The sequence below is a fragment of the Comamonas sp. 7D-2 genome (genome assembly GCF_022749555.1).
In the GTDB taxonomy this organism is placed as follows: Bacteria; Pseudomonadota; Gammaproteobacteria; order Burkholderiales; family Burkholderiaceae_C; genus Comamonas; species Comamonas thiooxydans.
Genome location: NZ_CP094238.1, coordinates 3076064 through 3100887, shown reverse-complemented (window position 1 = coordinate 3100887; position 24824 = coordinate 3076064). Strand labels below are relative to the sequence as shown.

Annotated in this window: 25 protein-coding genes and 5 pseudogenes; 12 read left to right on the top strand and 18 right to left on the bottom strand. The window is 56.0% G+C overall.

Going from position 1 to position 24824, the window contains the following annotated elements; genetic code table 11:
* Window positions 1-741: 741 nt before the first annotated feature.
* Both MPZ60_RS14280 and MPZ60_RS14275 read left to right on the top strand, forming a co-directional pair.
* On the top strand, window positions 742-1218 hold the full coding sequence (locus MPZ60_RS14280; RefSeq protein WP_034354065.1) for an N-acetyltransferase: 477 nt from the start codon (window positions 742-744) through the stop codon (window positions 1216-1218).
* Between the two features lie 565 nt (window positions 1219-1783).
* Window positions 1784-2038: a hypothetical protein gene (locus tag MPZ60_RS14275; protein ID WP_080745982.1), complete on the top strand. Its 255-nt coding sequence runs from the start codon at window positions 1784-1786 to the stop codon at window positions 2036-2038.
* 241 nt (window positions 2039-2279) lie between these two features.
* Here MPZ60_RS14275 and MPZ60_RS14270 read toward each other — a convergent pair whose 3' ends face one another.
* Window positions 2280-2705, bottom strand: a complete 426-nt coding sequence (locus MPZ60_RS14270) for a nuclear transport factor 2 family protein (protein WP_003062329.1) — start codon at window positions 2703-2705, stop codon at window positions 2280-2282.
* 251 nt (window positions 2706-2956) lie between these two features.
* Between MPZ60_RS14270 and MPZ60_RS14265 the strand changes: the two genes are divergently transcribed.
* Complete coding sequence (locus tag MPZ60_RS14265; RefSeq protein WP_308487356.1) at window positions 2957-3205, top strand: molybdopterin-binding protein; 249 nt, start codon at window positions 2957-2959, stop codon at window positions 3203-3205.
* 221 nt (window positions 3206-3426) lie between these two features.
* Here MPZ60_RS14265 and MPZ60_RS14260 read toward each other — a convergent pair whose 3' ends face one another.
* The 3 genes from MPZ60_RS14260 to MPZ60_RS14250 form a co-directional block, all read right to left on the bottom strand.
* The gene (locus MPZ60_RS14260) at window positions 3427-3759 is read right to left on the bottom strand and encodes a hypothetical protein (RefSeq protein WP_034354061.1); all 333 of its coding nucleotides are present in this window, start codon (window positions 3757-3759) and stop codon (window positions 3427-3429) included.
* A gap of 148 nt (window positions 3760-3907) precedes the next feature.
* Window positions 3908-4249, bottom strand: coding sequence for a hypothetical protein (locus tag MPZ60_RS14255; RefSeq protein WP_034354244.1), 342 nt, complete (start codon window positions 4247-4249; stop codon window positions 3908-3910).
* Between the two features lie 75 nt (window positions 4250-4324).
* Complete coding sequence (locus MPZ60_RS14250) at window positions 4325-5248, bottom strand: LysR family transcriptional regulator (RefSeq protein WP_034354058.1); 924 nt, start codon at window positions 5246-5248, stop codon at window positions 4325-4327.
* 98 nt (window positions 5249-5346) lie between these two features.
* Here MPZ60_RS14250 and MPZ60_RS14245 point away from each other — a divergent pair, with 98 nt between their 5' ends.
* The 3 genes from MPZ60_RS14245 (at window position 5347) to blaOXA (ending at window position 7486) form a co-directional block, all read left to right on the top strand.
* On the top strand, window positions 5347-5868 hold the full coding sequence (locus MPZ60_RS14245) for a DMT family transporter (protein ID WP_034354055.1): 522 nt from the start codon (window positions 5347-5349) through the stop codon (window positions 5866-5868).
* Between the two features lie 200 nt (window positions 5869-6068).
* Window positions 6069-6485 carry a VOC family protein gene (locus MPZ60_RS14240; RefSeq protein ID WP_034354052.1) on the top strand — a complete coding sequence of 139 codons (417 nt, stop codon included), beginning with the start codon at window positions 6069-6071 and terminating at the stop codon, window positions 6483-6485.
* 200 nt (window positions 6486-6685) lie between these two features.
* A complete protein-coding gene (blaOXA, locus tag MPZ60_RS14235) occupies window positions 6686-7486 on the top strand; it encodes a class D beta-lactamase (protein WP_034354048.1) in 801 nt (266 codons plus the stop codon).
* Between the two features lie 117 nt (window positions 7487-7603).
* Here the strand turns inward: blaOXA and MPZ60_RS14230 are convergent, their stop codons facing one another.
* From MPZ60_RS14230 to MPZ60_RS14220, 3 genes and pseudogenes are all read right to left on the bottom strand, one after another.
* Window positions 7604-8323, bottom strand: a complete 720-nt coding sequence (locus MPZ60_RS14230) for a PA1136 family autoinducer-binding transcriptional regulator (RefSeq protein WP_034354045.1) — start codon at window positions 8321-8323, stop codon at window positions 7604-7606.
* A gap of 1 nt (window position 8324) precedes the next feature.
* The gene (gene hchA, locus MPZ60_RS14225) at window positions 8325-9173 is read right to left on the bottom strand and encodes a glyoxalase III HchA (RefSeq protein ID WP_034354042.1); all 849 of its coding nucleotides are present in this window, start codon (window positions 9171-9173) and stop codon (window positions 8325-8327) included.
* 119 nt (window positions 9174-9292) lie between these two features.
* A pseudogene (locus MPZ60_RS14220) lies at window positions 9293-10618 on the bottom strand (diguanylate cyclase domain-containing protein); the annotation flags it as partial.
* Window positions 10619-10820: 202 nt separating this feature from the next.
* Here MPZ60_RS14220 and MPZ60_RS14215 point away from each other — a divergent pair.
* The gene (locus tag MPZ60_RS14215; protein WP_242899888.1) at window positions 10821-11852 is read left to right on the top strand and encodes an IS110 family transposase; all 1032 of its coding nucleotides are present in this window, start codon (window positions 10821-10823) and stop codon (window positions 11850-11852) included.
* 290 nt (window positions 11853-12142) lie between these two features.
* On the opposite strand, the pseudogene MPZ60_RS14210 reads toward MPZ60_RS14215, so the two are convergent.
* Window positions 12143-12490: pseudogene (locus tag MPZ60_RS14210) on the bottom strand (GGDEF domain-containing protein); the annotation flags it as partial.
* A gap of 239 nt (window positions 12491-12729) precedes the next feature.
* Window positions 12730-14130, bottom strand: coding sequence for a PLP-dependent aminotransferase family protein (locus MPZ60_RS14205; protein ID WP_242882051.1), 1401 nt, complete (start codon window positions 14128-14130; stop codon window positions 12730-12732).
* A 169-nt stretch (window positions 14131-14299) separates the two neighbouring features.
* On the opposite strand from MPZ60_RS14205, the gene MPZ60_RS14200 reads away from it, so the two are divergent.
* A complete protein-coding gene (locus MPZ60_RS14200) occupies window positions 14300-14533 on the top strand; it encodes a hypothetical protein (RefSeq protein ID WP_034359866.1) in 234 nt (77 codons plus the stop codon).
* A gap of 165 nt (window positions 14534-14698) precedes the next feature.
* Here MPZ60_RS14200 and MPZ60_RS14195 read toward each other — a convergent pair.
* From MPZ60_RS14195 to MPZ60_RS14180, 4 genes and pseudogenes are all read right to left on the bottom strand, one after another.
* Window positions 14699-15172 (bottom strand): annotated as a pseudogene (locus tag MPZ60_RS14195) (LysR family transcriptional regulator substrate-binding protein); the annotation flags it as partial.
* A gap of 87 nt (window positions 15173-15259) precedes the next feature.
* Window positions 15260-16045, bottom strand: a complete 786-nt coding sequence (gene istB / locus MPZ60_RS14190; protein ID WP_034359664.1) for an IS21-like element helper ATPase IstB — start codon at window positions 16043-16045, stop codon at window positions 15260-15262.
* Window positions 16035-17561: an IS21 family transposase gene (gene istA, locus MPZ60_RS14185; protein WP_034410946.1), complete on the bottom strand. Its 1527-nt coding sequence runs from the start codon at window positions 17559-17561 to the stop codon at window positions 16035-16037. Before istA ends, istB begins: the two co-directional genes overlap by 11 nt.
* A 102-nt stretch (window positions 17562-17663) precedes the next feature.
* On the bottom strand, window positions 17664-18152 hold the full coding sequence (locus MPZ60_RS14180; RefSeq protein ID WP_187771883.1) for a fimbrial protein: 489 nt from the start codon (window positions 18150-18152) through the stop codon (window positions 17664-17666).
* Window positions 18153-18583: 431 nt separating this feature from the next.
* Between MPZ60_RS14180 and MPZ60_RS14175 the strand changes: the two genes are divergently transcribed.
* Window positions 18584-19231 carry a response regulator transcription factor gene (locus MPZ60_RS14175; protein WP_034359270.1) on the top strand — a complete coding sequence of 216 codons (648 nt, stop codon included), beginning with the start codon at window positions 18584-18586 and terminating at the stop codon, window positions 19229-19231.
* A gap of 103 nt (window positions 19232-19334) precedes the next feature.
* On the opposite strand, the gene MPZ60_RS14170 is transcribed toward MPZ60_RS14175, so the two are convergent.
* From MPZ60_RS14170 to MPZ60_RS14160, 3 genes and pseudogenes are all read right to left on the bottom strand, one after another.
* Complete coding sequence (locus tag MPZ60_RS14170) at window positions 19335-20072, bottom strand: sensor histidine kinase (protein WP_242607102.1); 738 nt, start codon at window positions 20070-20072, stop codon at window positions 19335-19337.
* 185 nt (window positions 20073-20257) lie between these two features.
* Window positions 20258-20929, bottom strand: coding sequence for a response regulator transcription factor (locus MPZ60_RS14165; RefSeq protein WP_034359278.1), 672 nt, complete (start codon window positions 20927-20929; stop codon window positions 20258-20260).
* A gap of 932 nt (window positions 20930-21861) precedes the next feature.
* A pseudogene (locus MPZ60_RS14160) lies at window positions 21862-21972 on the bottom strand (transcriptional regulator); the annotation flags it as partial.
* On the opposite strand from MPZ60_RS14160, the pseudogene MPZ60_RS14155 reads away from it, so the two are divergent.
* Both MPZ60_RS14155 and MPZ60_RS14150 read left to right on the top strand, forming a co-directional pair.
* Window positions 21967-22257, top strand: a pseudogene (locus MPZ60_RS14155) (LLM class flavin-dependent oxidoreductase); the annotation flags it as partial. The pseudogenes MPZ60_RS14160 and MPZ60_RS14155 overlap by 6 nt on opposite strands.
* A gap of 42 nt (window positions 22258-22299) precedes the next feature.
* Complete coding sequence (locus MPZ60_RS14150; protein ID WP_242607101.1) at window positions 22300-22776, top strand: GNAT family N-acetyltransferase; 477 nt, start codon at window positions 22300-22302, stop codon at window positions 22774-22776.
* A 94-nt stretch (window positions 22777-22870) separates the two neighbouring features.
* Here the strand turns inward: MPZ60_RS14150 and MPZ60_RS14145 are convergent, their stop codons facing one another.
* A complete protein-coding gene (locus tag MPZ60_RS14145; protein WP_034359262.1) occupies window positions 22871-23407 on the bottom strand; it encodes a toxin in 537 nt (178 codons plus the stop codon).
* 402 nt (window positions 23408-23809) lie between these two features.
* On the opposite strand from MPZ60_RS14145, the gene MPZ60_RS14140 reads away from it, so the two are divergent.
* Window positions 23810-23986, top strand: coding sequence for a hypothetical protein (locus MPZ60_RS14140; protein ID WP_164091529.1), 177 nt, complete (start codon window positions 23810-23812; stop codon window positions 23984-23986).
* A gap of 224 nt (window positions 23987-24210) precedes the next feature.
* Here the strand turns inward: MPZ60_RS14140 and MPZ60_RS14135 are convergent, their stop codons facing one another.
* Window positions 24211-24813 (bottom strand): histidine phosphatase family protein, encoded by a 603-nt coding sequence (locus MPZ60_RS14135; protein WP_052057689.1) that lies wholly within the window; start codon window positions 24811-24813, stop codon window positions 24211-24213.
* Window positions 24814-24824 lie beyond the last annotated feature (11 nt).

The following is a 24824-nucleotide window of genomic DNA, read 5'->3' as shown; positions in this document are numbered from 1 at the left end:
TGTGAGAGCGCGAAGTCCCTTGTTCTCGTACCGACAAGGGGTCGGCGCCCACAGCTCTGCCTGACACGGGGGGAACCGCCCAAACCCGATGATTCGCCGAATGGCGAAACTGAAATGCGTCGTAGGCTAAGTAGCCAAAAAAGGTGGCGAGCGCAAAGAGCCAAAGTGGTGACATCCAAGGCCTCGGTTGTTATGGAGAGCACTTGATTATTGGCTCAATCCTTAAGAAATTTGGCAGAGGTCTGAAAAAGTGCCATCTGCCTTCGCTAACCAATGTCTCTTTGGGCTTGTGCGCTGCCGTTTCATTCGGCCAATAGCTGTCCTTTAGTGCTACCAGCTACACTCAGCAGCAATTACCCTTCCATCAGAATCTTCGAAGGACAGACATGCATCGTGAGGCGACAGTCTTTGGTTGGTGTATTTTGATTCTGGGTGTGTTGGGTATTGCGAATGGAAGCGCCATTTTGATACGCGGTGCTGTCCATGCAGAAGGAACCAGCTGCAAGGCAATATGTGGGATCTCGCTCTTGCTTGCCGAGCTTTTTACGCCGGCGATTGGGGACGTCGCGGCGGGAGCGATCTACTTGCTATTAGGCTCATGCTTGGCTTTGGTGGGCTACCAGGTGCTGAGAGATCGGCAGAGGGTGTAGTCGTGAACGGCCGCGGTGGGCCGAGCAGAGCCGGCTCTACCGGCAAAGGCAATCGAATATCAATCTGACACATGCCAAGAAAGTCTGTCCTATGCCTGAAAGTGCCGTTGTAGCTGGTGTCGTGGTAAGAGCCATTCAACCCAAAGACTTTGATCAGTGGCTCTCGCTCTGGGACGGCTATAACGCTTTCTACGGACGGGCAGGGACTACCGCACTGGCCAGAGAAATTACCGAGACAACCTGGGGACGCTTCTTCAATCCCGTCGAGCCAGTTTTTGCGGTAGTCGCGGAACATGAAGAAGAAGTGGTCGGCCTGGCTCATTACCTGCTTCACCGCAGCACCACCAGACTTGGCCCGGTCTGCTACCTGCAGGATCTTTTCACAGCCCCCACACGGCGCAAGCTCGGAATTGGCAAGGCCCTCATTAACAACGTCTACGAGCAAGCCACGCTGGCTGGCGCGAGCCGCGTCTACTGGCAAACGCAAGCAACCAATGCAGTCGGCCGTGCGCTCTACGACAAGTTGGCCAGACATAGCGGATTTATCGTTTACAGCCATGAGTTGTAGCCTGTTGCGGCCATGCTGGGGCGATGGGGCAGTGGCTTCTGGTTGAGCTGCGAGTGTCGCGGTACGGCCATAAGCGCCCGATATGTCATAGTGTTTATGCCTGCCGCAGGGGGTGTTTTAGAGGAGAGCTACCTACATGTCAGATGACACAGAATTTTATTTAATTTGTTATTTTATTTTTCTGCAATTATTTCTGTTCCAATATTTTTCTCTATGAATAAGAATTTAGACTCTTCGGAGTCTTTTATTGTTGGGTTGAGACGATGCTTAAAAAATAAAACAAAAGGATCGCTTGCTCTTGCTTTATCTTTTTTGAATTTGTATTTAATTTTAATTGTATTTGCTATATCTTCCTTTATAAAATAGAAGAAGTCGTATAAATTTAGTGAGAGACTTAATTGTGGACAAAATTTAATCATTATTCTATGGGGCGGTCAGCGACAGCCTTAGATCGGCCAAAAGCAGACATATGGCGCTCGGTTCATGACTCTAAAGAATGCACGCTAATTGCCTTGCCTGATGACAAGGTATAAGATTTTCACTAAACGGTGATTAAGGATTCTCAGTGGATGAACTTCTATCTGGCTTCGTTGGATTATTACTGGTATTGACGGGGAAAATTGTCGTAATCGTTGGAAGTTTTGGTCAGTGGCGCGGCGAATCGCTAAGGGCCGACGAAGGGCGCACTTATAGTGCAGCAGGATCTCTATGGTTTAAACGTGATGGACAGCGAGTAGTCACTGTTACTGGCTTGCTGTTAATTGGCGTACTGTTTTATGTGCTTCTTACCTTCATCCTTTTTTGGTTATTTTCGAAGTAGTGAGCTTTTATAACGGGTCGATCACAGGCTGGCTTTGCTGAGAACCGTGTCGACAACTAGGCAGAGTAGGGTGGCTGCGAGCACTAAAGCGCCAGGGGAGTTTTCTGGGGAGTTTAGGGGGCGCGACGGGAATTGAAATGATGGCGCTCAGAGGGAGATAGCCCCGCTGCACCCCCCTTAAACCCCGGCCTGATCGGTTCGATTCCCATCGCATAGATACCGATGCCTCAGACCGTGTGGATCAGGCCATATTTGCGGCCCAACTGCGAACTTGCTTTCGTGATTTGATTTTCCAGCCATCCTTTGTGCGCTCAAGGCTGTCTTCATACCAAAGGCCGCTCACAAAAGTGGTTTCTTTGCCTTCAGGTGTCTTGCCCGTCATGGGGACGATGGCCGCAGATCGGGCGGTGGCGCTATTTCCTGCCAGATCAATTTTGACGGTAGAGACTGTGTGCTGTGTCGAGGCCAGGCTGCCAAGGATTGGTACAAAAAACTCTTGCAGCTCGGCAGGAGAGCCTTTGGGTCCACCAAAAGCAGTGAAGTCCAAAATCGCATCAGGAAGAAATATCGCTTGAAACGAGTGCCAGTCTTTTTCGTCTAAGGCATGACAGTACCGTGCCAGGAGTTCGTTGATTTCTACCTTGTCCGAGATGTCCTGAAGTGTCATTACTGGCTCCGTTTGGAAGTCATGATTTGAACCAGTCAGGACAATACGTGTATCTGCCGCTTGGGCATCGTCTGTATCGACTATCGCGCATGTAGCGGTAATTTTTGAGGAGCATTTGACTCACAAAGGCTGGCGAATGTCCGCAGCCGACAACCGATTGCGGCTGTCGCTGCTCGACCCATTGCAGTCATATAGCGGCTGATAGGTCCTCTATATGGCAGAGCTTCTACTGACATCAAGTCGCTGAATATATGCTCTTGTCCGTCGTCACTTCTTCAGATACAGATACTATGAAAATCAGTGCTCGCAATGTCTTGCAAGGCAAGGTTATCTCGATTGTCACGGGCCCAGTCAGCACGGAATTGACACTGGAAGTTGCCCCTGGTGTGAGAGTCACGTCCTCTATTACCTCGACGTCGGCGCAGTCCCTGGGGTTGAAAGAGGGCGACAACGCATATGCCGTCATTAAAGCGTCGTCGGTAATGGTCGCTGTGGATTAAACAGCTCTTCTGTCTAAGCAAAGAGGCTCCTAGAGGAGCCTTTCTGATTCAGCCAGTTCAGATCAATTGGATGCGCTAAGTTAAAGACTTCTTTCGCAAGCAACGACCTCCAGACCGGCGCAGCGGATAGCACGGCGACGTTTGCGCAGACAGCCAACAGGCATCAGAAGCCGGACAAGGGATTGCTGCGCTTCTGAATTCCGGGGGCGTCTGAGGTCCAATCAGGTCAGGTGGTCTTCCACAATCAACCAGCCCATGCTCCCAACCCCATCATTGATGATGTCCAGGTGGTTGCCGCCCTCGTACAGGCGAATGTTCTGACCAACAAAGGCTCTGGGTGCAAGGCGCTCAATATTGGACAGGGCCAGCCTTATTTGCTCGCCAAGCTCAGAAAGTGACTTTTGAGAGTAGTCAATGTCGATAGCCTCGGCCAGCAGTCCATAGACAACTCTCTTTTTTCTCTCTTCGGGGAAAGCGAGCACCTTTGTATGCAAGAGCTCTGCATCCGAAAATTTGCGACCAGTGAGCTTTTCAAAAACTTCAATGCTTGGCAAAGTTCCCTCCTAGCGCTGCGTGACTCAATGTAACCAGCATAGTCGAGCGCATTGAAGAGATGCAAGCACCAAGAGCGCGTAGTTACGCCTACTTCACCAATGAATTCAGGACTGCAAACGACGCAGACCAGCTGCTGGGCATGGTTTGTCAATCGCCCTCAGGTGCCTGATCCTGCCCGTGAAAGGCTTCCCATGCAGCTGCTTCCAGCTCACCGCAATCAGAGATGAGATTGCCGTCCTCATCATGCAGCGTATACGTTTGTTGCTCACCTCCAATGCTCGCGGCGCCATCAAGTCCCAGCAGCAAGGTATACATGGTGTCTCTCAGCACCGCATCCAGAATCGCTCGAAGTTGCTCGTGCTGCTTGGGCGTGAGCTCTAGAGCTGCGATCCGCGCTGCGACCTCCGACTCCTCATGAGCATTCATGAAAGACAAAAGAAGTTCTGATTTGAGCTTGACCCAGTTTTCAGCAAATTGTTTGGCGTTCATCGTTACATGCGCAGTCATCGGCAGCGTCCAGGAGACTGAAGAAAAATTACCGCAAAAGTCGCAACTTGTGGCAACTCACTGCTGGCCAGCATTCGGTTTGCAGCTGTTCATCACAGCAAGCCTGAGCCAGGCCAGCGCAGGATCATTGTGCTTTCGCGCATGCCAGGCCTGTTGGTATGCCATTTTCGGTAGTTGCAATTGGCGTGGAGGCGCAAACTGCCGCAGATTCTTGAATGAGCGCAGCGGTCCGACAGCACGACGGGCAATCGTCAGAACCAGATCGGTACCTGGCAGCAATTCAACCGCAGCGCTCCAGTGTGGCAAGGCCACCGCAATCCTCCTTTTGAGTCCCTTGGCGGCGAGTGCGCGCTCGATCTCGTCGTTCGCGTCCGGCCTCAATGCCAGCATGACATGAGGGCGCGTCAGCCATTCCTCTAGCGACAGTCCTCCTTTTTCCGGACTGACGGCCTTGTCTGCGAGACAGATGAAATCCTCTTCGAACAGTGTTTCGACCTGGATGTCTTGTGCAAGATCGGGAAAGATCCCCAGAGCCAGGTCCAGTTCACCGTCTGCCAGCTGTACCAGCATGGCATCACGGCTGGCCTGACTGATGGCGAAGTCAAAGCCGGGCGCATGTTTGCGGACGTATCGCATCAGGTCCGGAAGTACCAGACGAGCCGCATAGTCGGACAGTGACAGTCTGAATCGTCGTTGTGCCTGCAGTGGATCGAACTGAGGTGTTCCCAGCAGAGTATTGAGGCTGCCCAAAGCCTCCGAGAGTGGTTGCAGCAGCGCATTGCCTCGGGCCGTCAGCTCCAGCTTTCCCTGTTTGCGCACCAGCAATGGGTCATTGAAATGTTCGCGCAGCTGAGCTAGCGAATGACTCACTGCCGGTTGGCTCTTGTGCAGGCGCATGGCAGCCCTGGTCACGTGCTTCTCGGTCAGCAACGCGTGAAGTGCCAGCAGCAGATTGAGGTCGATACGACGCAGATCATCCATGCGAAGAATAGTACATGTGCATATAAACGATTTCCATAATTAATCCGTATGCGAGACCATCCAAGCATTGCTTGTAGACGTTTGAAGGAGTGGCAGATATGAACAGCAAGATGGCATTGATGACGGTCGCCTCACTGGGCATGGCCTTGCTGGCGGGGGCCATCCTGCCTTTTCAGGCCGCTGCAAATGCCAACGTAGGCCGTGCTCTTGGTCACCCTTTCTGGGGGGCTGCCACATCGCTGGTGATCAGCCTGGCCGTGATGGTGCCCATGCTGATTCTGGTCAAAGCCCCCATGCCGAATTTCAGCAATGCGTTTCACGGTCCCTGGTGGTTGTGGATCGGCGGTGTCCTGGGGGCTGTTTACGTCGCCAGTGCTGCAGCCCTGATCCCCAAACTGGGTGCCGGCGGATTTCTGGTCGCCGTGGTCGCAGGACAGATGGTCGTGGCTGTATTGATCGATCACTTCGGTGTCATGGGGCTGGAACCCAAGCCCATCAACGTCATGCGTGTGCTGGGTGTGCTCCTGATTCTTGGCGGGGTGTTCCTGATCCAGGGAGCAGGAGCAGCCAGGCCTGCCGCCACAGCGATCCCCGCCACCTCCAGCGTGGGCTTGGCTTGAGCACAAAAATAGTGATGGCCCCACTGGCGCGGCGCCAGTGCGCTGAGCACTTCTCGAAAGGAAATGGAAATCAGCGCCTCACGCCGAAATACTCAATGCGAGGATCGAAAAAATGTCCCTGACGCTCGCCGAACGTCTGGGGTTCCATCACACCAAGTGCATACGATTAGGAGTGTGCATGCCTGGAGCAGGAGATCGCCATGAGCAAATTCAATATTCAGCACATTGATCACATCGTGTTGCGCGTCACCGACCTGGAGCGCAGCATCCGCTTTTACCAAGCGGTCCTGGGCTGTACCTTGGTGAAGCGTCGCGAGGATTTGGGTATGGTTCATCTGCGAGCTGGTGCATCCATGATTGACCTGGTGGATGTTGAGGGCCCTTTAGGCCGTGCGGGCGGAGCTGCGGCCTCAAGCGAGCGCAGAAATGTCGATCATTTTTGCCTGCGTATCGAGCCTTTTGACGAGCAAGCCATACTCACCCATTTGGCTGGCCATGGTCTTGAGGCGGATAGGGCGGTGCGGCGCTTTGGCGCTGACGGCATGGGCCTGTCCATTTACTGCAAAGACCCGGACGGCAATCAGCTTGAACTTAAAGGGCCAGCGAGCGCCGATTGACAACTCAGGCGGCAGTCCGAACTCCCAGAGTGCTCGCTATGCCCGATCTGGTTGCTCGAAAGACAGCCTCTGGCTGTGGATTCAAGCGATTGCGGCTGTCGCTGTCCGGCCCGCAAGAGACGCTCCCCATCGCGGCAAGGTGTCACCGCCACTGTCCCTGTCACCTCAGGACGGGTTCGTTTGACCCTTAAACTAGCCGCATGAATCGACGTAGTCTGGTCTTATCCGCCCTGGCCGCAGGGTTTGCTCAAGTGACGGCGGCTGGCCCCCAGCCTCAAGAAATGGCCGAGTGGTCTCGGTTTTTCGCAGAAGCCGATGCGCAAGGCAGCATCGTTGTTCTCGATGCACGCGATAACTCTGAAACTACCCACGTCTACAACGTGTCGCGTTCCGCTCGGCGTTACTCGCCAGCCTCTACCTTCAAGATTCCGCACAGCCTGTTTGCGCTTGATGCAGGGCTGCTGCGTGACGAATTTCAGCTCATTCAATGGGATGGTGTGAAACGACCTGTGGAGGCCTGGAACGTGGATCAGAATTTGCGCTCCGCGATGAGGAACTCCACCGTCTGGGTGTATGAGCGCTTCGCCAGGGAACTCGGCGATGCACGCGAGAGCGCCTATATGCGAAAGATTGGGTATGGCAATGCGGTCGCCACTGGCGACAAGCCATTCTGGGTTGAGGGCGACCTCGCCATCTCGTCCTTCGAGCAGATTGCTTTCTTGCAACGGCTTTACCGCAATCAACTGCCTTTCCAGGTCGAGCACCAGCGGCTTGTGAAGGACGTGATGGTCAATGAAGCGGGGCCTGACTGGATACTGCGTGCAAAAACGGGCTGGACCGGAAAAATCGGCTGGTGGGTGGGCTGGGTAGAGTGGCCCAGCGGCCCCGTCTTCTTCGCCTTGAACATGGACACTCCCAACAGACTTGCCGACCTTGCCAAACGGCAAAGCATCACACGCAATGTTCTGCGCTCCATTAAAGCGCTACCCACTTCAGCATAGATCTGGACCGGGAGCAGAAGCCGGCAGGGCTGTGTCTTGAAGAGCTCCTGCGGCCGGTTCCTGCCTCCCGTTTGCATGTTCCAAAGGGATACTTGAGATGTGAGCCGACATGGATAGTCAGGCGACGATCTCTCCGTTGCGGATCGCTACGCGAATGGCCTGCGCCGTCGTGGCGACGCCCAGGCGCTTGCGGATGCGGCGCAGGTGGTTTTCCACAGTGCGTTCGGACAGGCCGAGGGTTGCGGCAATCTCCGTCTGCCGCCGGCCGGCGGCCGTCCATGCGAGCACCTCACGTTCGCGATCGGACAAGGGGCCGAGCTCCTCTTGCGCGGGCAGCTCCAGCAGCCTGCGCGCCGTGCGGAATGCGGTTTGGGCGATCAGCTCCAGCGCCAGCCGGGCCTGCGGCGAGGCATCGATGCGCTCGCCGCCCAGGCTCATTGCGCCTTCCAGCCCCAGGAGGCCGAATACAGGCACTTGCAGACCGTGGATACCCGGGCCTTGCGGCGCGCGGACGACGCTGTAACGCTCGCCCTGAGCGCCGTTCGTCTTGGTCCAGAAGAAGGGCTGGTTCGTCTCCAGGATATGGCGCGTCACCGGGCAGTGCCGCACGTAGGTTTCAGCATCGACAGGCGCGCCCGTGCCGAACCAGTCGCCTTCGATCCAGTAGATGCGCTCCACCGCATCGTCCCGAGCGCTGGAAGCCGAGAACAGCACAAAACGGTCGTACCCCAGCGGCGCGCCGACAGCACGCACCGTATCCTGGATTGCGGCGAGGCTGCGGGCGCCCTCGATGGCGAGGGCTCCGTGCAATGCCGCCTGCGCGATTGCAGTGCTCATCTCAGGCCGTGACTTCCTTGAGCAAGGTTTCGGCCGCGAGCTTGCCAAGCGCATTGCCAGCCAGAGGGCTGTCGCCGGTGATCAGCTGACGGTCCCGGTGCACGGCACCCGAGATGCCGTCGTTGACGATCTCGAAACCCAGGGTCTTGAGCCTTTCGCCGAACTTCCAGGTCAGGTGACCCGGCATGTAGCCGATGGCCGGGGTCTGCGCATCAAGTGCGTCGGGGAAGGCGCAGATCTTGTAGCCTCGGTAGATGTCGCTGTCGCCAACCGCGAGGAAGGCAGCAGGTCCGTGGCACAGGGAGATGACGAACCGGTTGTTGGCCGCAGCCCATTCCAGCACCGCACCTACGTCACTGCTGTCGGGGATGCCGATCAGCGCGCCATGCCCGCCGGGGACGAAGATGGCTGCGTACTGCTCCAGCCCTTGCTCAAGCACCGTCGACAGGCGCAGCGGCTCCTTGAATTGCGAGTGGTACTTGTTGAAAAAGCCCTTGACCGTCTCGTCTTCGGAAGGCATTGCCCAGAACTCGAACTTGACGGGATTTCCCGACACCGTTGCCACATCGAACGCGAAGCCCGCCTTGTCCAGGTGGTACATGGGCAGCAGTGTCTCGACCGGGTGGTTGCCGGTGGAGAAGAAGCTGCCGTTGTCCGTCAGCAGGTAGCGCTCGTCTGCGCCGATCATCAGGATCTTCTTGCTGCCTTGATAGGTTTTCGCGTAGTCGGCGCCGCTCAGGTCGGACTTGGGCGACGTGAACTGGCTGAGCGAGTAGGGGGAGGGGAAGAACGCATTGAGTTCGGCCGGATCGGGTTGCGGTTGCTTGTCGGGAGTCGATGGTTCAGCCATGGGGCACCTCTGAGGTAGTTTGCGGAGGGCACAACAATGCGGCGGCAAGAAACCTGTGGCAATGAGGGATTTCCGTCAACGCGGGTCGGGCGAAGCCGGAATTTTGCTCTTGCTCTGTTTCAGGCTCGCACAGAGCCAAAGTCGGGAGCAGAAGCCTGGAGGCGCTCCGCCAATTCGCGTGTCTCAATGGTTGAGTCACTTTGGGCCGACTGTATTTGCGATGCTCGCCGCGCCTGTTTGTCCGCATACATGCACTGGTCAGCCTCCTTGAGCACAGCCTGCGGAGAGCTGGCGGATGGATCGGCACTCACAATGCCAAAGCTTGCTCCTGGGTAGTCGAAGCTGCACTCGGCAAATTTATAGCTTCCGATCAGCAGCGGTGCCAATCGACTGCGCATGGCTTCAAGAGCCTTGTCCTGATCCATTGGGTCAGGCGGAGCAATCAGCCCGATGACGACAAATTCATCACCACCTAGTCGCCCCAGCATGTCACTCTTGCGCAAACCTGCAGACATGCGCCGGCCGACTTCGACGAGGAATTGGTCACCGACCACATGTCCGTAGGTGTCGTTGATCGCCTTGAACCCATCCAGATCGATGAAGGCCACCAGGACCCATTGCTGCGTGCGGCCCGCTAAAGCGAACAGCCGATCCAGTTGGGCCATCACATTGCGCCGGTTCGGCAGATTGGTCAGTGCATCATGGTTCGCCGCATGTCGCTCGTCCTGCCGCCGCGCCACCATTTGCCCGATCACGTGGCTGGAGAGCAGGATGAAAAGCAAGCCGATCGCCGCCACCAGCCCTGCCATCCAATAGTGCTGTCGACGCATGGCAGGCAGGTGATCCAGGGCCGCCATCGTGATCAGCTGGTACTGTGTTTTGGATAGCGGCTCACGCTGCAGCAGATAGGGTTTGCCATCGATGAGCCACTGATCAGCATGGCCGGAGCTGGCCATGGCTTGCACATCCAGAGCTATTCCTGGATCTTCTCCATTGTCTGGCGAAGAGGGCATGCTGGAAGACTGCGCAGTACCCGGCGAAAGAAGCCCTGCCGCATTGCGCAGCATGAATGGAGCGGACGAAGCGGTGGTCACTCTTCCCTGGCGATCCACGATCAGTGCAATGTGGTGTCCAGTCAGGTAGAGCGCTATTTCCGGGGTATCGAACTTCACCGTGACGGAGCCCAGAGGCATGTCGTCTTCGTTCTCAATGCGGCTGGCTACAAAATAGGATGGTGTCTTGTTCAGCCGGGCGATACCGAACGAATGGCCATTGCCGTCACGCAATGCATCGATCAGATAGGGACGGCCAGAGTAGATCATGCCCACGATGCTGTCAGGCTCGTTCCAGTTGCTGGCCGTCACCGTGTCGTCCGACATGTTGTTCATGTAGATGCGGGCATAGCGCAGATCACTGGAGATGTAATGGATGTCTCCCTGCCTACGGGCAGCTCAAAGGCCGCAGAAGCATAAAGATGAACAGCGTGACCGTTTTGGGAGTGTGCTTGTTCGCTAGACGAGCTGGACTCTTGAATGGATACGGTATCAAAGTGCCCGTGGCTTGATAGACCAATGTCTTCACAAACACCAGCGAGGTTCCGTCATGCATCGTCGTACTACCCAAAGCGCGGGGCAAATCATCGGTCAGATGGCCGGCCTGCAGGTCATTGGACTGGACATCGCCAAAAGCGTGTTCCAACTTCACACCGTGGACATGAGCACAGGCGAGATTGTCAACGTGCAGCTCAAGCGGGCCAAGGTTTTAGGGCACTTCGCCAACCGTGCACCTTGCTTGATCGGCATCGAAGCCTGCGGCGGAGCGCACCACTGGGCCCGTGAGTTGACGGCGCAGGGCCATGCCGTGCGGCTGATTCATGCCAAAGCCGTGCGCCCATTCGTGAACGGCAACAAGACCGACGCTACAGATGCACGCGCCATCTGGCTGGCGATCCAGCAGCCGGGTACCAAATTCGTGGGCGTGAAGACGCTGGCGCAACAAGCCACGCTCACCTTGCATCGTCAGCGCGAGATGTTGATGCGGATGAAGATCATGCAGATCAATGCGTTGCGGGGACTACTCTATGAGTTTGGAGCCACCTTAGCGCGAGGCAAGAAGGCGTTGTTGGGCGAGTTGGAACTCGCACTGGAGGCGCTTGCCAACAGCATTCCACAGTATGTCGTCGATAGCCTGCGCGAGCAGGCCCAGCGCATCAAGCAACTGGCGATAGACATTAAGGCCATCGAGGTGAGGCTTGCAGAGGTCCTGCGCATTGACGTGGACATGAAGCGTGTGGCGGCGATACCCGGGGTAGGCCTGCTCTCGGCTACAGCGGCCATCGCCACTATGGGAGAAGCCAAGGCATTCAAGTCGGGGCGCGAATTCTGTGCCTGGCTGGGTCTGGTACCCAAGCAACGAGGCACAGGTGGCCGGGTAAATCTTCTGGGGATCTCCAAACGGGGCGACACCTACCTGCGGACTTTGCTTATTCACGGTGCGCGTGCGGTACTGAGACATGCGAAAGAGCCCGGCCCATGGCTGGAACAGCTTCAAGCCAGGAGGCCAACGAACGTTGTGATCGTGGCACAGGCGGCCAAGATGGCGCGAACGATCTGGGCCGTTACGGCCCGACAGCAGGACTACCAACGAGGCCACCAGAGCACCAGGCCGCTTGGGGCTTGAACGGATAGCAGATCAACCCGAGAAAGGAGGATGTGAACCTTTGAAGGCGATGAGGCAGCAACAAAGCAGCGTGATGTGAAACAGGTCAGACCGGGACGAGCTAAACCTGGATGAACTACCGGACTTCAAAAGTCCGTCCTAGGAGATGAGGCGCTCGTCAGCGGATTACATCGGGGCCAGCGGACAAGGGGCAACCCAGCGTCCACATCACAGGCCGGATACAAGGCAGCAGCCGACTTCTTCACAAAGCATTGCGGGTTACTACTCATAGCTGGGAGGCATCCATACAAGAGTTCATGCATGAAGTTGCCGACTTTGCGCACCAACGGATCCTGCGTGAATTGCGCCGCGCGCTGCTGGCGCGTGAGCCTGGCCAGACTTGGCGGATCGTCGCGATACCGGGTGGCCAGCTGGATCACCGAGCCCTGGCGCGCCACCATATTGGCCACACTCGACATTTCCGTGAACAGCCGATCCATGATGCGTGCGGTCGTCTTGGCTTCATATTCGGCGCTGGCCGCCAGGCGATCCAGCTCTGCACCCTCGACTCGCTGTGACATCCACCAGCCCAGACCAGTCACCAAGGTCAGCCACGCAACGGCCATTCCCAGTGTCGCCATGCGCACGGTGGGGCGCATTGACTGTTTGTGCTGAGCTTGCAGCGGTAATGCCTTGCCCACGTACACCCTCCAGACTGTTTTGAAAGCATGGTAGCAAGTACGTCTGGAGCGAAAAGTCAGGAAAGGTCATCGGCGAAGCCGGTGTCGCGGCCGTATGAGTCCTCTGCGAAAAAAGCTGGCGCAGTCGATGGTTGAGCCGGCCTGGATGCGACCGCATTGAGGGTGCTCCTGAATGGTGCACCGTCTTTCCCGGGCACTTAAACCACCGCAGCGCTGAACGGCTCTGGCCTTCGTGCAAGCAGATGAGACAGCTTTTGAAGGCCCGTCTGCAAGCGTCCACGGTCCTTGATGCTGCCCAGCGAGATGCGAATGGCATTGACGGAGCCGCTGCCGGTGGCGCTGGTTGCGAATGCCTCCGCCGGCGTGACGGCGATGCCCTCGCTGTCGGCCGCACGCGCAAGCTGTGAGGAGTTCCAATACCCTGGCAACTCCAGCCATACATGCAGGCCGTCTCCAGTGCCGCTGTACCTCCCCGCAAGAATATCCCTGGCCATCCAGTGGCGCAGACGCGCCTCCTTGCGTACGCCCTCCATCAAAGCAGCAGCCGAACCGTCGAGAATCCACTGTGTGGCCAGTGCGGCCGTCAGAGGAGCGACCATCAGCGCAAATGACCTGAGCGCGACCAGGAAACGTTCGCGTTCATGCGGGTCACGTATGAGCACGAAGGCGACACGCAAGCCGGGCGTCAGGCATTTCGACAGGGTCGAGATGTAGGACACCTGTTCCGGGGCAAACGTGGCAATAGGTGGTGGCGGTGCATCGGCAAGCAGCCAGTAGGGATCATCTTCGACAATGCGTACATTGCAGCGCTTCGCGATGTTGGCGAGCTCCTTGCGCCGGCGCTCCGGAATGGTGATGGCGGTCGGGTTCTGCAATGTAGGGTTGAGGTAGAGCAGCCCAGGCTGGTGCTGATGGCAGGCCTGCTCCAGCATCTCGGGCACCATCCCGTGCTGGTCCGCTTCCACCGCAACGATGCGCCGGCCGAACTGGGTCGCAGCAGTACGCAGGCCCGGATAACTTGCTGGCTCTGTCAGTATCACATCGCCAGGCTTCGTCAGCGCCAGGATCAATGCGGCAATTGCAGCTTGAGCGCCCGGACAGACAACAACCTGTGCTGAATCCAGAGATCCAAACATCGGCTCCAGCCATCTGGCTCCTGCCTTGCGGTCGGAGTCGCTTCCTCCGCCCAGGTGGTAAGTCATCAGCAATGCGGTGTCTGCCCCCATCATTACCTGAGAAAGGCCTTGTTTCAGCAGGTCGTCGAAGTCCACGCCAGCGGGTGGGGGAGGAGTGTTCATGCTGAGGTCGAGGACCGAGGTCAGTTCAATTCTCGGTGCCGCGACATAGGTGCCTCGCGCGCCGCGGCCTTCGAGCAGATGGCGGCGTCTGGCTTCGTCGTATGCGCGCGTGACCGTTGTCAGGTCGAGGTTCAGCTGTGCTGCCAACTGGCGCTGCGGGGGCAGACGATCACCCGGTTTCAGCGAACCGTCTGCCATTGCCGCCTGCAAGGCATCCGCAATCTGCAAGAAGCGTGGCCCGCCATGCACGGCCAATCGCGGCAGCCAAACGGGCAAACTGTCATCTTGTATGGTTTTCATACGCAGACATTTTGTCTCAATGTATGGAAATTGCTTTTAAGTAATATGCCTCAGAGCGTGTAGCGATTCCATTCTTGTATGGCAATCGCCGACGTTTTCGCCTCTCTCCTTGGGGAAGCGGTGTTCCTCACGGTAGACAGTGTCAAGTCATAGGCTGGAAATTTTCAAAATGATCGATTGGGTCCCTGTAATCTTTGTTACGTTCAAGGTTCTCATCTTCGGCGCGTGCATGTTCTTTGCCATCAAGTGGCATTACGACCAAGGTAAGAAGGGGATGGACAGGCGCGCGCTGCTGCGCACGGGCGGCAAGGTGGCTGCCGCCTTCATGCTGGCGCTGCTGTTTGTTCTGCTGTTCACCTTCGGCCTTGCCAATATGCTCGGCATGGACTTGAGCCTGCCATGACGGCGAAGACTGCTTGGCCGATATCCAGTCATGCAATGAACCTTGCATTCATCGCTCAGCCATGACTGGCTGCCTTATCGAAGATGGCAATCTGCCTTGCATGGCCTTTGCAGACTACCTTTGGCTCCAGGCACTCGGGAGACCACTTGCTTCGGATGACGAGGTTTATTCAATCGCCAGGCTGCCTCTGCTTTTCCGGGCCAGCTCGACAAAAGCCAAAGCAGCGGGCGAGAGCTTGTCAAAGCTCAGCGCGGCCAGCGCGATTTTCCGGCGACAACGGGGCTCTAGCGGGCGGTAGACAACCCCTGCCGGGGGCTCGGGCAGAGCCAGGCGTGCGGCAATGGTGACTGCCTCGCCTTGCGCTACAAAGCCCATCATCGAGGTGAGCTGCTCAAACTTGAACAGAGTTCTGGGTGAGACGCCCTGGCTGGCCAAGAAAGCATCGATATGGGGGCCTGAGCCTGCGCTGGTACGGATAAAGGGCTGTCCATGAAAGCTCATGGCAGCAATGGCCGATTGGGACGCCAGGGGGTGTGCAGCAGGCAGCACCGCCACCAGCTCGTCTTCGGCCAGGGTCAGGGTGTCAAAGCGCTCGTCGGGCAAGACGACAAAGCCCAGTTCCACGCGCCGCTCCAGCAGCTGTTAATTTCCACGCAAAACTGACCCGCGATTTCCATCTCAAACTGACCCACCCTTTGACTTGAGCCGCAAGGCTCAAGATGTGGATCAGGTTTTGTTTCTCTCCTTCTTCATGGACGGTTGTTGGACTGCACTGCTGTGCTTGAAGCGGTAGCTGTCGTTGCCTGTTTCCAGAATATGGCAGTGGTGGGTTAGGCGGTCCAGCAGAGCCGTGGTCATCTTGGCATCACCAAACACGCGGGCCCATTCGCTGAAGCTCAGGTTGGTGGTGATTACTACGCTGGTGCGTTCGTAAAGCGTCGAGAGTAGATGAAACAGTAGCGCACCGCCAGATGAGCTGAAGGGCAGATAGCCCAGCTCATCGAGTATCACCAGATCCGTATGCACCAGCCTGTGGGCGAGCTGTCCGGCTTTGCCTTGCACTTTCTCTTGCTCCAGCGCATTAACCAACTCAACAGTAGAGAAGAAGCGCACCCTTTGACGGTGGTGCTCAATGGCCTGAATACCCAGTGCTGTAGCAATGTGCGTCTTGCCCGTGCCAGGCCCACCGACAAGCACCACGTTGTTAGCCTTCTCGATGAACTCACAGCGATGAAGGCTGCGTACCAAGGCTTCATTGACTTCACTGTGTGCGAAGTCAAAGCCTGCCAGATCTCTGTAGACCGGGAACCTGGCGACCTTGAGTTGATAGGCAATGGAGCGCACTTCTCGCTCAGCACTCTCGGCCTTGAGCAGTTGCGACAGTATGGGGTGTGCTGCTTCAAATGCTGGTGAGCCTTGCTCTGCAAGTTCTGTCACGGCCTGGGCCATGCCAAACATCTTGAGTTGGCGCAGCATGATGATGATCGCAGCAATGGCGGGGTCATGACGCATGGCGCACCTGTCGGAGTTGGTCATAGCGCACGACGTTGGCTTGTGGCTCAACGATCAAGGCCAAGGCTTGGGGTGAATGGATGGGCTCAGGTTCCGGTGTTCCATCAATGAGGCGGTGCAAGATATTGATGATGTGGGTCTTGCGAGGTACGCCATCCTCCAGTGCCAACTCGACAGCGGCCAGGACGGCTTGCTCATCGTGCTGCAACACCAAGGCAAGAACTTCCACCATCTCGCGATCGCCGCCAGGTTGCTTCAGGAGCAAAGCTTGCAGTCGTTTGAATGCGTCTGGCAACTCGGCAAACGGCGCACCGTTGCGCAATGCGCCAGGCTTGCGCTGCAATACGGCCAGGTAATGGCGCCAGTCATAGACCGTACGCCCAGAACCTTGGTGATTGCGCTCAATGATGCGCGGGTGTTCACAGACGAACTGACCTTCGGCCACGACAACCAGACGGTCGGCATAAACCTGCAAGCTCACGGGCCTGTTGGCATAAGAGGCCGGCACGCTGTAGCGATTGCGCTCGAAGTGAACTAGGCAGGTGGGAGAGACTCGTTTGGCATGCTCGACAAAGCCGTCAAACGGCCGAGGCATGGGCATCAGGGTTGAGCGTTCTTGCTCCCACACATCAGCAAGTGAGCCAGGCAATTGGCCATGCGCAATCTCTTGCCATAACTGCTGACACCGTTGCTCTAGCCAATCGTTGAGGGCACTGAGTGTCGGAAACGCTGGTACAGATTGCCAGATACGATGGCGAGCGTCCCGAACATTCTTCTCGACCTGTCCCTTCTCCCATCCCGAGGCCGGATTGCAAAACTGTGCCTCGAACAGGAAATGGCTGGCCATAGCACTGAAGCGGGCGTTGACCTCTCTGAGCTTGCCACGGCCGACACGATCGACGGCTGTGCGCATGTTGTCGTAGATCCCCCGCCTAGGGACGCCTCCAAACACCGCAAAGGCACGGTTGTGGGCATCGAACAGCATCTCATGGGTTTGCAGGGGATAGGCCCGCAGATAGAAGGCTCGGCTGTGGCTGAGCTTGAAGTGAGCCACTTGCAGCTTGGTGCGTACACCCGCAATGACAGCCCAATCCTCGCTCCAATCAAACTGGAAGGCTTCTCCAGCGCCGAAGACCAGGGGCACAAAAACGCCTCGCCCTGATGTCTGCTCCACCGCATGACACTGAGCCTTCCATACTCTGGCAAAGGCAGCGACTCGGTTGTAGGAGCCGGTGTAGCCCAACGCCTGCAAGTCCAGAAACATCTGCTTGATCGTGCGCCGCTGCTTGCGAGAGCGGTTGACTTCTGTACGCAGCCAGCCTGACAGCTTGCTGGCGAAGGGGTCGAGCTTGGTGGCGATGGTGCGCTGTGCAAGTTGAGGTTGCACAACGTCGGAGCGCAAATACTTGCGGATGGTATTGCGAGAAAGCCCAGTTCTGCGGGCGATCTCTCGGATGGACAGGTGCTCACGCAGAGCCCAGCGCCGGATGACACTCAAAGTGGCCACGTCAATCACTCCTGGTCTCCTGCTGCACAAGAAAGCAGCAGGCTAGGGTTAATGCGTGGGTCAGATTGAGATGGAAAAACCGGGGGCTAGTGGGTCACTTCTGGGTGGAAATCAACAGTAGGCCTTCAGAGGCACGCGGAACTTGCCTTCCACTGCGGCGTTGGCAGCGATATCAGCAGAGCCGGATGTGAAGTCCACCACACTGCCGTCACGCGTCAGCATGATTTGCACGTTTTTGGCTCCGCCTTGCACTGCAATGCCCTTGCCCGAGGGCGCGGACGGGGTGAGCGTCATCGAAACCTTGGTACCGGTGGCGCATTGGATGTCCAGATCCAGGTCCTTTGCCTCGGCCGTCAGACCGTTACCAGTCGTTGTGGGCGACTCCTCGCTGCCCAGCGAGGCGGCGGGGACTTCATCCATGTCCACGGTCAGGGTCTTGCCGGCGATCGTGCCACTGGGGCTGCTCAGGACACATGTGTCTGCATTGATCACGCCGGTGAACTTGATAAGGCCTTTGGCGCCTTCGGCCGGGGCAGCTTGAGCAATGCTCGCAGCACCGAGTGCAGACAGAACGGCCAAGCTCAGAACGAGTTTTTTCATAATTGACTCTGTGATTGAAGATTTAAAAAGCGTTTCCGGGCGTTGGAGTGCGGGTGCGGAAACTCCTTCAAATCGCAATGCATTTGCATTGCGATTTGCTTGCGCGCCTTTTGTTTAGGTGCCAGGCAAGGATATGAAAATGAAGGGCCGGAAATTCTCAGAAAATTCTCAAAGTCGCTTTGTGCAAGCCTGTATTTCTGATTTTGAGAGGGGATGCCGGGCGCGATATATGTCAGAAGTTTTTCTGTCGCAGCCCACAGTCCGGCAGTTGTAGATTTTTAACTATTGTGTTTCGGGATTATCTTTTCTAATCGGTCTTGATTGACTTCAAGAGGCCGTGCAGCGCGCTCCTGAAAGTCAATGCCGTCTTGAGACACATCTCGATAGGCCGGGGTTTGTGCCGTCAGAATTGGGGTCGAATTGAGAAAAGCATGACGAAACTACGAATAGTCCTGGCAGATGATCACCCACTAGTGCTGATGGGGCTTGGCGACCTGCTCAAGCAAAACCTCCATCTCACGCTGACCGCCACTGCCAGTTCCTCGACGGAACTTGTGGCGGCGCTGACGAAGTCTCTTCCCGACATCGTCATCGTCGACTATCACATGCCTGATTCGCAGTACGGTGACGGCATCAAGTTCATCGGCTATCTGCTGCGCCAGTTCGAGGGCCTGAAGGTCATCGTGCTGACGATGCTGTCGAACCCGATGATCGTGAAGGCGCTCTACAAGGCCGGCGTCAAGGGCGTGGTCTTCAAGCAGGACGACCCCTCCGAGGTTTTCAAGGCCATACGCCTGGTGTCGCTGGGAAACATCTACACCCCGCCATCCTTTCTGGAGACGAATGTTTCGCTTCAGCATCAGATGCTGCAGGAGCGCTTCAAGTCATTGACTCCGCGCGAGTTCGAGGTCCTGCGCTACTACGTGCGGGGAGGCAGCCTTGCCGAGATTGCCGAACGTCTTAACCGCAGCATCAAGACAGTCAGCTCGCAGAAGATGACCGCGATGCGCAAGCTTGAGGCGAAGTCCAATCAGGAGCTGATGGCGTTCTGTCTGAATAGCGGCGTGTTCCATCAATGAGATGAGATCGCCTGCCCGGGGGCCCTCAACCGGGCATGAGGTGGGCATGAGATCGACATGACGCGCGGTGTCCACAATAAGAACGCCGTGAATTCAGGCTTCTCTAGCAAAGGCTGGGCGGTTCAGACCGCCATCGCATCAATACCTGCGTGCCTCCGCCATGGCGGGGGTGGATGTGAAGGTCGCCGCCGATGCTTCGCATGCGATGAAACATGTTGTTGACGCCGTGCCCGGACTTGCTGGGGTTGTCGAGCACGGCTTGAAGATCGAAGCCCTTGCCGTTGTCCTCAATGCTCAGATACCACTCCCAGCCGAAGCTTTGCAGGTCGCCCTGTTGATAGGGCTCCAGTGTCAGCCACATCTCGGTCGCATCGGCATGCTCGATGGCGTTGCTGAGGCTGGCCTGAACGACGGCCAGGATTTCATGCGCAACGCGGTCTTTGGGAAGCGGCAGCGTGGTCTGCTGGCCGACCCCGAGCTCAGGGTCGGTCAACTGCCAGTGCAGTACAAGGCCTTTGCGTTGAAGCGCGGGCTCCAGCCGATAGCGCAATCGCGCCAGGCGCATGGCCAGATTGTCGGCTTGGGCATCCATGGAGTCGACGATCAGGCGCAGGTCCAGCAGCGATTGCTCCAGTACTTTTCTGGCAGGACCATCTTCAACCGAGGGCTGTGAGTTCATCAGGCTCAAGGCTTCTACCAACTGGCTGCCCAAAGTGTCATGCAGGTCTGAGGCGATGCGCTTGCGCTCTTCCTGGACTTCCTTGGAGGGCTGGGAGCTGGAGCGCAGTCTGGCCTTGAGGCCACGATAGATTCCGGGAATGTAGCGAAGCGAGATAAGCAATCCGCTCAAGGCCACCAAAATACTGAAGACAAAAAACCAATTCTGATCTCGCAGTGGCGTGAGAAAACACCAGCTGAGTATGGTAATGGTCTGAAGGAAAATGGTTGTTGCCTTCCAGCCAAGATTTCTCAGCGATTCCATACGCTTGCCACCTCTGGCCATGAATAAAGAAAATGCCTTCAAATTTATATCAACCCACGCAAGGAGGCTGCTTTTACAGCATGGGCTCTTGTCTTGGCCTGCAGCTTTCGGTACATGTTCTTGACATGCGTGGATACTGTCAATGTGCTTATCTTGAGCTGCGTGGATATTTCAGGAGAGCTGTAACCGCAGGCAATGAGCTTGAGTATTTCTATTTCTCGCTCAGAAAGTTTCTCTTCTTTGGTGAGGTTTGATGCTGGAACGACATAAGTTTGTGATCTGCTAACCAGCGACAGAATTTTCTTGGCAAGAGACGGAGTAATGGATGCGCCACCATTGGCAACTTGCAATACTGCTTGTGCGTAGTCGCCAAACCAGGAGTTTTTCAGCAAATAGCCTACAGCACCTTTCTCAAAAGCCTGAAAGACCTTTTCATCTCTTTCAGTTACTGAAACGATAATGCTTTGCACATGCGGGTGTGTGCCTTGGACAAGTTCAAGCAGATCCAGACCTTCGCCGTCGCCCAGGTTGAGGTCTATCATCAGAACGTCGAAGTCGTGCTGTTGAATGCTCTTGCGTGCCTCACGCAAGCTGCAGGCATGGCCAACCAGCAGTGTTCTTGAGTCGCCCATCAGATCCTGGGCAATCACTCTGCGGATATGGCTGTCGTCGTCTACCAGGAAGACGCGAACGGGCTGCTCTCGCTGGCCCACCATGTGCCCAGGCCACATCGAGTGGCTAAGCGATGGAGGAGGGTCATTGTGATTGCTAAACAAGGGCGGGCAAGACGAAGTCTGGACGGCTGGCATAGATGGCTCCCGATGAAAAAACCAGGGGGCTTGAATACTTTAAGAAATTAATTAGTGCTCATTGGGAAATCCATAGAAAATGTCAAATAATGTCAAATTTTACTGAACTTACAAAATGAATCCTTGGAATTGGGTAGATGCTTGTGTTGTGTTTAATGAGTTAATCTATAGATATAATTAATTTAACTAACTATGTTTATTTAATTTTTCAATATATATAAAACTGAAATAATTCGTCGTTAATTTTGTGCTATCTGAGTTCTGTTTTTGGTTATTGATAGCGTATTTAAATAAGCCATTTTTCTATTTTTAGTAGATGTTTTTTAGAAATTTAGTTGATTATTTTTTTTTGGCTATTGAAATCATTCAAATGATTTTCTATACACCTCATTTATTATTGCTCGATTGAAATTAAATATTGAATGTCGTTTTTTTTGATATTTCATTTCTAAAAAATATGGTTATAAACGAGGTGGACGATATTCAAGGCTTGAAGGTGGCTGTTTCGGGTCATTGCCGTCGCATGCCGTGGCATGCCGGGACTATTGATGAAATACCTTCAGTAGCTTGGAAACTGCGATTCAGAAATGGCATGAATAATCGCTGATTGCCCTGGCGGTTATTGCGTCGTCCCGTATTGCCTTTGATGCGCTGAGACACATGCGGCATGGCTGTCGCAAGCACGATGTCGAGATGCTGCATCTGCCTCGCTTGAGGGTAGAAGGCTTGGGCAAGGCGAGTGCGCTGAGCAGGGGCCAGAGGCTTCGCGCTAGCTGGGAATGTCGGTTGATTCAATTCGAGCAGCCTGCAGGGCAGCGGGGTATCTGCTTGCGGCCTTACTAGGCCGCTTCTGCGCGAATCCAGTCCAGGAAGGCGCGCACTTCGGAGCGGTCAGCCGCTCCAGGCCGGGTCACGGCGTAGCAGGCAAATCTTGCAGGCCAGGACTTGTCCCCGGAGGGGCGTTCAGGCCGCACATGACGAACGAGTGGATCGATCTGGTGGATGATCCCGGCTATCCTCGGACCCCCTTGCACGGTGGCTATGTTCTGCGCACCGGGCGAAGAGGGCTGATGGCCTTGCTTGAAGAGTGGCAGGCGGCAGGGGTGAACCATGCCGCGTTTGGCATTCAGTTTTCACAGCGCCCGCCAGTCGAGGTGCTGGAGGAGCTGGCCAGGGAGGTGCTGCCGCACTTTCCCTCGCACGAAGGACCGTCGGCGGCGTCCGCAGTCTGGTGAAAAACACAGAACCGGCTTGGGAATGACCAAGCCGGAGCAACCATGGACAAGAGAACCCCAATGCTGAGTGCAGTGACAATTCGCCCCCTGGAAATGAGTGACCGAACGCCATGGTGCGATCTCTACCGCCAGTACGCCCATTTCTACCAGTCGCCCATGACCGATGCGATCCTGGATCGAAGCTGGTCATGGCTGATGGACCCGCGCCATCCGATGGAAGGGCTGGTCGCAGAGTCGGAGGACCGCCAGTTGCTGGGACTGGCGCATTTTCGTGCATGTCCTGACCCGCTGATCGCGCAGGACGTCGGCTTTCTCGACGACCTGTTTGCGGCTCAAGACCAGCGAGGCTCAGGCATAGGCCGCAGCTTGATCATGGGCGTGACTGCCAAAGCCCAGGAACGCGGCTGGCCTGTGGTGCGGTGGATTACCGCTGGCAGCAATGCCCGGGCGCGCCAGCTCTACGACAAGCTTGCGTCGGCGACCGACTGGGTCACTTACGACCTCGATGTGCAGCGATAGCGGGCATATTCGGCGGCCCGAACCTGCATCCGAGTGACTGCAAGGTAGTCATTGAAATGCCGGGCTGTAGCAGCGCTGTGGAGGTGAACCCGTGTCAGCGCTCTTGTGAGGCAGCGATCGCCTTGAGGAACATCGAGGCCTCTGAAGGCTCGGAAAATTCAATCCACTGCAGATGCGCGAACTCGCCATGCTCGCGCAGAGCGGCGAACTTCGACTGGTTTTTTGCATAAGTAGATAGCGACCAGAGCAGGACTGAGTCTTTCGAGAAAAACGCCATCCGCAATGACTCCCGGTTTCCGTGCGACAGACGCTTGCGGGTGATGCCATCGCCAAGAGTGCGCCGGAGCAGGCGAGAAAATACGGTGAAGCGACCGTAGTTGAGCCAAACGACGTGCGTAGCTCGTGACCAAAGCAGGTCTCGAACAGCACTGTAGTTCCCATCGGCTACCCAGCATATTCCTTGAGTAGCTTCAACAACCGAATGCTTGAACTGCTCAGGCGGTACTGCTTGCCAGTTTGGCCCCCAGTAGTGCGAATCCAGTTCGATATATGAGGCTCGGATCTTGCGCGCCAGCTTTTTTGCAAAGGTGGATTTGCCCGCGCCACTGGTGCCGATCACTAAATAGCGCATCCGAGTCCTGTGTTGCTGATAGTGGCTGGCACGACCCGGCAAACCCAAGGTTTGCGCTTGAGACGAGGCGCGAAGCCGCGGGTAGTGCGGAAGTACGACAAGGCGATGCAACGACGTATCAAGGCTTGTTAACGGCTCTCAATGACTGTCGGCCATGCTGACCGTAGGTGAGGGAAGCGACGAATTTCAATGTACGCGAATCACGCAGCAAATCACGCAGTACGGCCGCTGCTGACCAGGCTGTGACCGTTGCAAATCGCTCACTGTTTCCGGCTGGATTCTAGTCCAGCGACTGCGTCTGGCTGGTAGGCGAGAGCCTCTGAACGACCCAGAGGAGACAGTGCATAACCCACCTAAAATTGATCAAAGATACACGATACGGCATATCGGTAGGAGCCATGCATGCCCAATGAAAAAATTGGTTTTTTCGGGAGACTTCACCGTATGAAGGCTGTGCAACTCATCGTTGTAGTGCTTGTCGTTGGCGCGCTTTTTCTTGTGGTGAACGGATTATTTTCTGCGTGGGCTTTGCTTGAGCTGGCCTGGTCGACGATTCTCGGCTTTGTAAATCTCTTTTGACGTTGGCCTGCAATAAGGCGTTCCGCGCCATATGCCTGTCACATCACTGGATCCTCCGACCCAATTCTTCATTCCGTCGGATGCATAACGGCACCGTGGTCACCGGCCTGGTGGCCTGACGTTTTCGCCTGTTTAGCTGGGGCGTTGAGGGTCTGCTTTCATCTGCCGAGAGCGACTGTTATTGGCCGGTAGGCGAGTGTCTCAGAACGACCCTAAGCAGTCTGTCAGGCTCCAAGTGCAGCATCGCTACTTATAAAAGCCGCACTAGCTGTCCACTGCTCGGGCATCTGCAACTCCAGTGTCTCTCCATTCCCAAGCTGCCAATCAAAAAAATCCGAGGTGAAGCCCAGCACAAGGGCCCTTGAAACCTTCGCTACAAATCCATGGGCTACAAGTAATACGTTGTGGTTCTTATGGTTGGCATGTAATTCAGCAATCCCTTGCGCAACTCGCTCGAAAACTTCTTGGATGCTCTCGCCCCCATCTGGAGCATCCTGCCAGTGTCTTGTTATGTTTTTGGCCCAAAGCTCTGGAAATTCTGTAGCTGCCTCCGTTTGTGTCAGGCCCTCAAAAACCCCAACGTTTCGCTCCCGAAATGCAGGCGCAACTAGTGAAGGAATTCCCAGAGCATCACTGATGCAGGCACTTGTCTGACGCGCACGCAGCAATGGAGAGCAATACAAAGCATCAATTGGCGATGAGAACTGACGCGCAATACTCTCTGCTTGAAGAATTCCAAGCTCATTCAATGGAAGATCCAACGCACCCAAATATCTGTGCTCTGCATTGGCTTGGGTCTGTCCATGTCTTATGACTAGTAGTTTCATGACTTTGAAGT

Bases quoted from the DNA above. Each gene is read 5' to 3' on its own strand.
- MPZ60_RS14280 (WP_034354065.1), top strand. From the start codon at position 742: ATGCCTGAAAGTGCCGTTGTAGCTGGTGTCGTGGTAAGAGCCATTCAA.
- MPZ60_RS14270 (WP_003062329.1), bottom strand. From the start codon at position 2,705: ATGACACTTCAGGACATCTCGGACAAGGTAGAAATCAACGAACTCCTG.
- MPZ60_RS14265 (WP_308487356.1), top strand. From the start codon at position 2,957: ATGCTCTTGTCCGTCGTCACTTCTTCAGATACAGATACTATGAAAATC.
- MPZ60_RS14255 (WP_034354244.1), bottom strand. From the start codon at position 4,249: ATGAACGCCAAACAATTTGCTGAAAACTGGGTCAAGCTCAAATCAGAA.
- MPZ60_RS14250 (WP_034354058.1), bottom strand. From the start codon at position 5,248: ATGGATGATCTGCGTCGTATCGACCTCAATCTGCTGCTGGCACTTCAC.
- MPZ60_RS14245 (WP_034354055.1), top strand. From the start codon at position 5,347: ATGAACAGCAAGATGGCATTGATGACGGTCGCCTCACTGGGCATGGCC.
- MPZ60_RS14240 (WP_034354052.1), top strand. From the start codon at position 6,069: ATGAGCAAATTCAATATTCAGCACATTGATCACATCGTGTTGCGCGTC.
- blaOXA (WP_034354048.1), top strand. From the start codon at position 6,686: ATGAATCGACGTAGTCTGGTCTTATCCGCCCTGGCCGCAGGGTTTGCT.
- MPZ60_RS14230 (WP_034354045.1), bottom strand. From the start codon at position 8,323: ATGAGCACTGCAATCGCGCAGGCGGCATTGCACGGAGCCCTCGCCATC.
- hchA (WP_034354042.1), bottom strand. From the start codon at position 9,173: ATGGCTGAACCATCGACTCCCGACAAGCAACCGCAACCCGATCCGGCC.
- MPZ60_RS14215 (WP_242899888.1), top strand. From the start codon at position 10,821: ATGGCCGGCCTGCAGGTCATTGGACTGGACATCGCCAAAAGCGTGTTC.
- MPZ60_RS14205 (WP_242882051.1), bottom strand. From the start codon at position 14,130: ATGAAAACCATACAAGATGACAGTTTGCCCGTTTGGCTGCCGCGATTG.
- MPZ60_RS14200 (WP_034359866.1), top strand. From the start codon at position 14,300: ATGATCGATTGGGTCCCTGTAATCTTTGTTACGTTCAAGGTTCTCATC.
- istB (WP_034359664.1), bottom strand. From the start codon at position 16,045: ATGCGTCATGACCCCGCCATTGCTGCGATCATCATCATGCTGCGCCAA.
- MPZ60_RS14180 (WP_187771883.1), bottom strand. From the start codon at position 18,152: ATGAAAAAACTCGTTCTGAGCTTGGCCGTTCTGTCTGCACTCGGTGCT.
- MPZ60_RS14175 (WP_034359270.1), top strand. From the start codon at position 18,584: ATGACGAAACTACGAATAGTCCTGGCAGATGATCACCCACTAGTGCTG.
- MPZ60_RS14165 (WP_034359278.1), bottom strand. From the start codon at position 20,929: ATGGTGGGCCAGCGAGAGCAGCCCGTTCGCGTCTTCCTGGTAGACGAC.
- MPZ60_RS14150 (WP_242607101.1), top strand. From the start codon at position 22,300: ATGGACAAGAGAACCCCAATGCTGAGTGCAGTGACAATTCGCCCCCTG.
- MPZ60_RS14145 (WP_034359262.1), bottom strand. From the start codon at position 23,407: ATGCGCTATTTAGTGATCGGCACCAGTGGCGCGGGCAAATCCACCTTT.
- MPZ60_RS14140 (WP_164091529.1), top strand. From the start codon at position 23,810: ATGCCCAATGAAAAAATTGGTTTTTTCGGGAGACTTCACCGTATGAAG.
- MPZ60_RS14135 (WP_052057689.1), bottom strand. From the start codon at position 24,813: ATGAAACTACTAGTCATAAGACATGGACAGACCCAAGCCAATGCAGAG.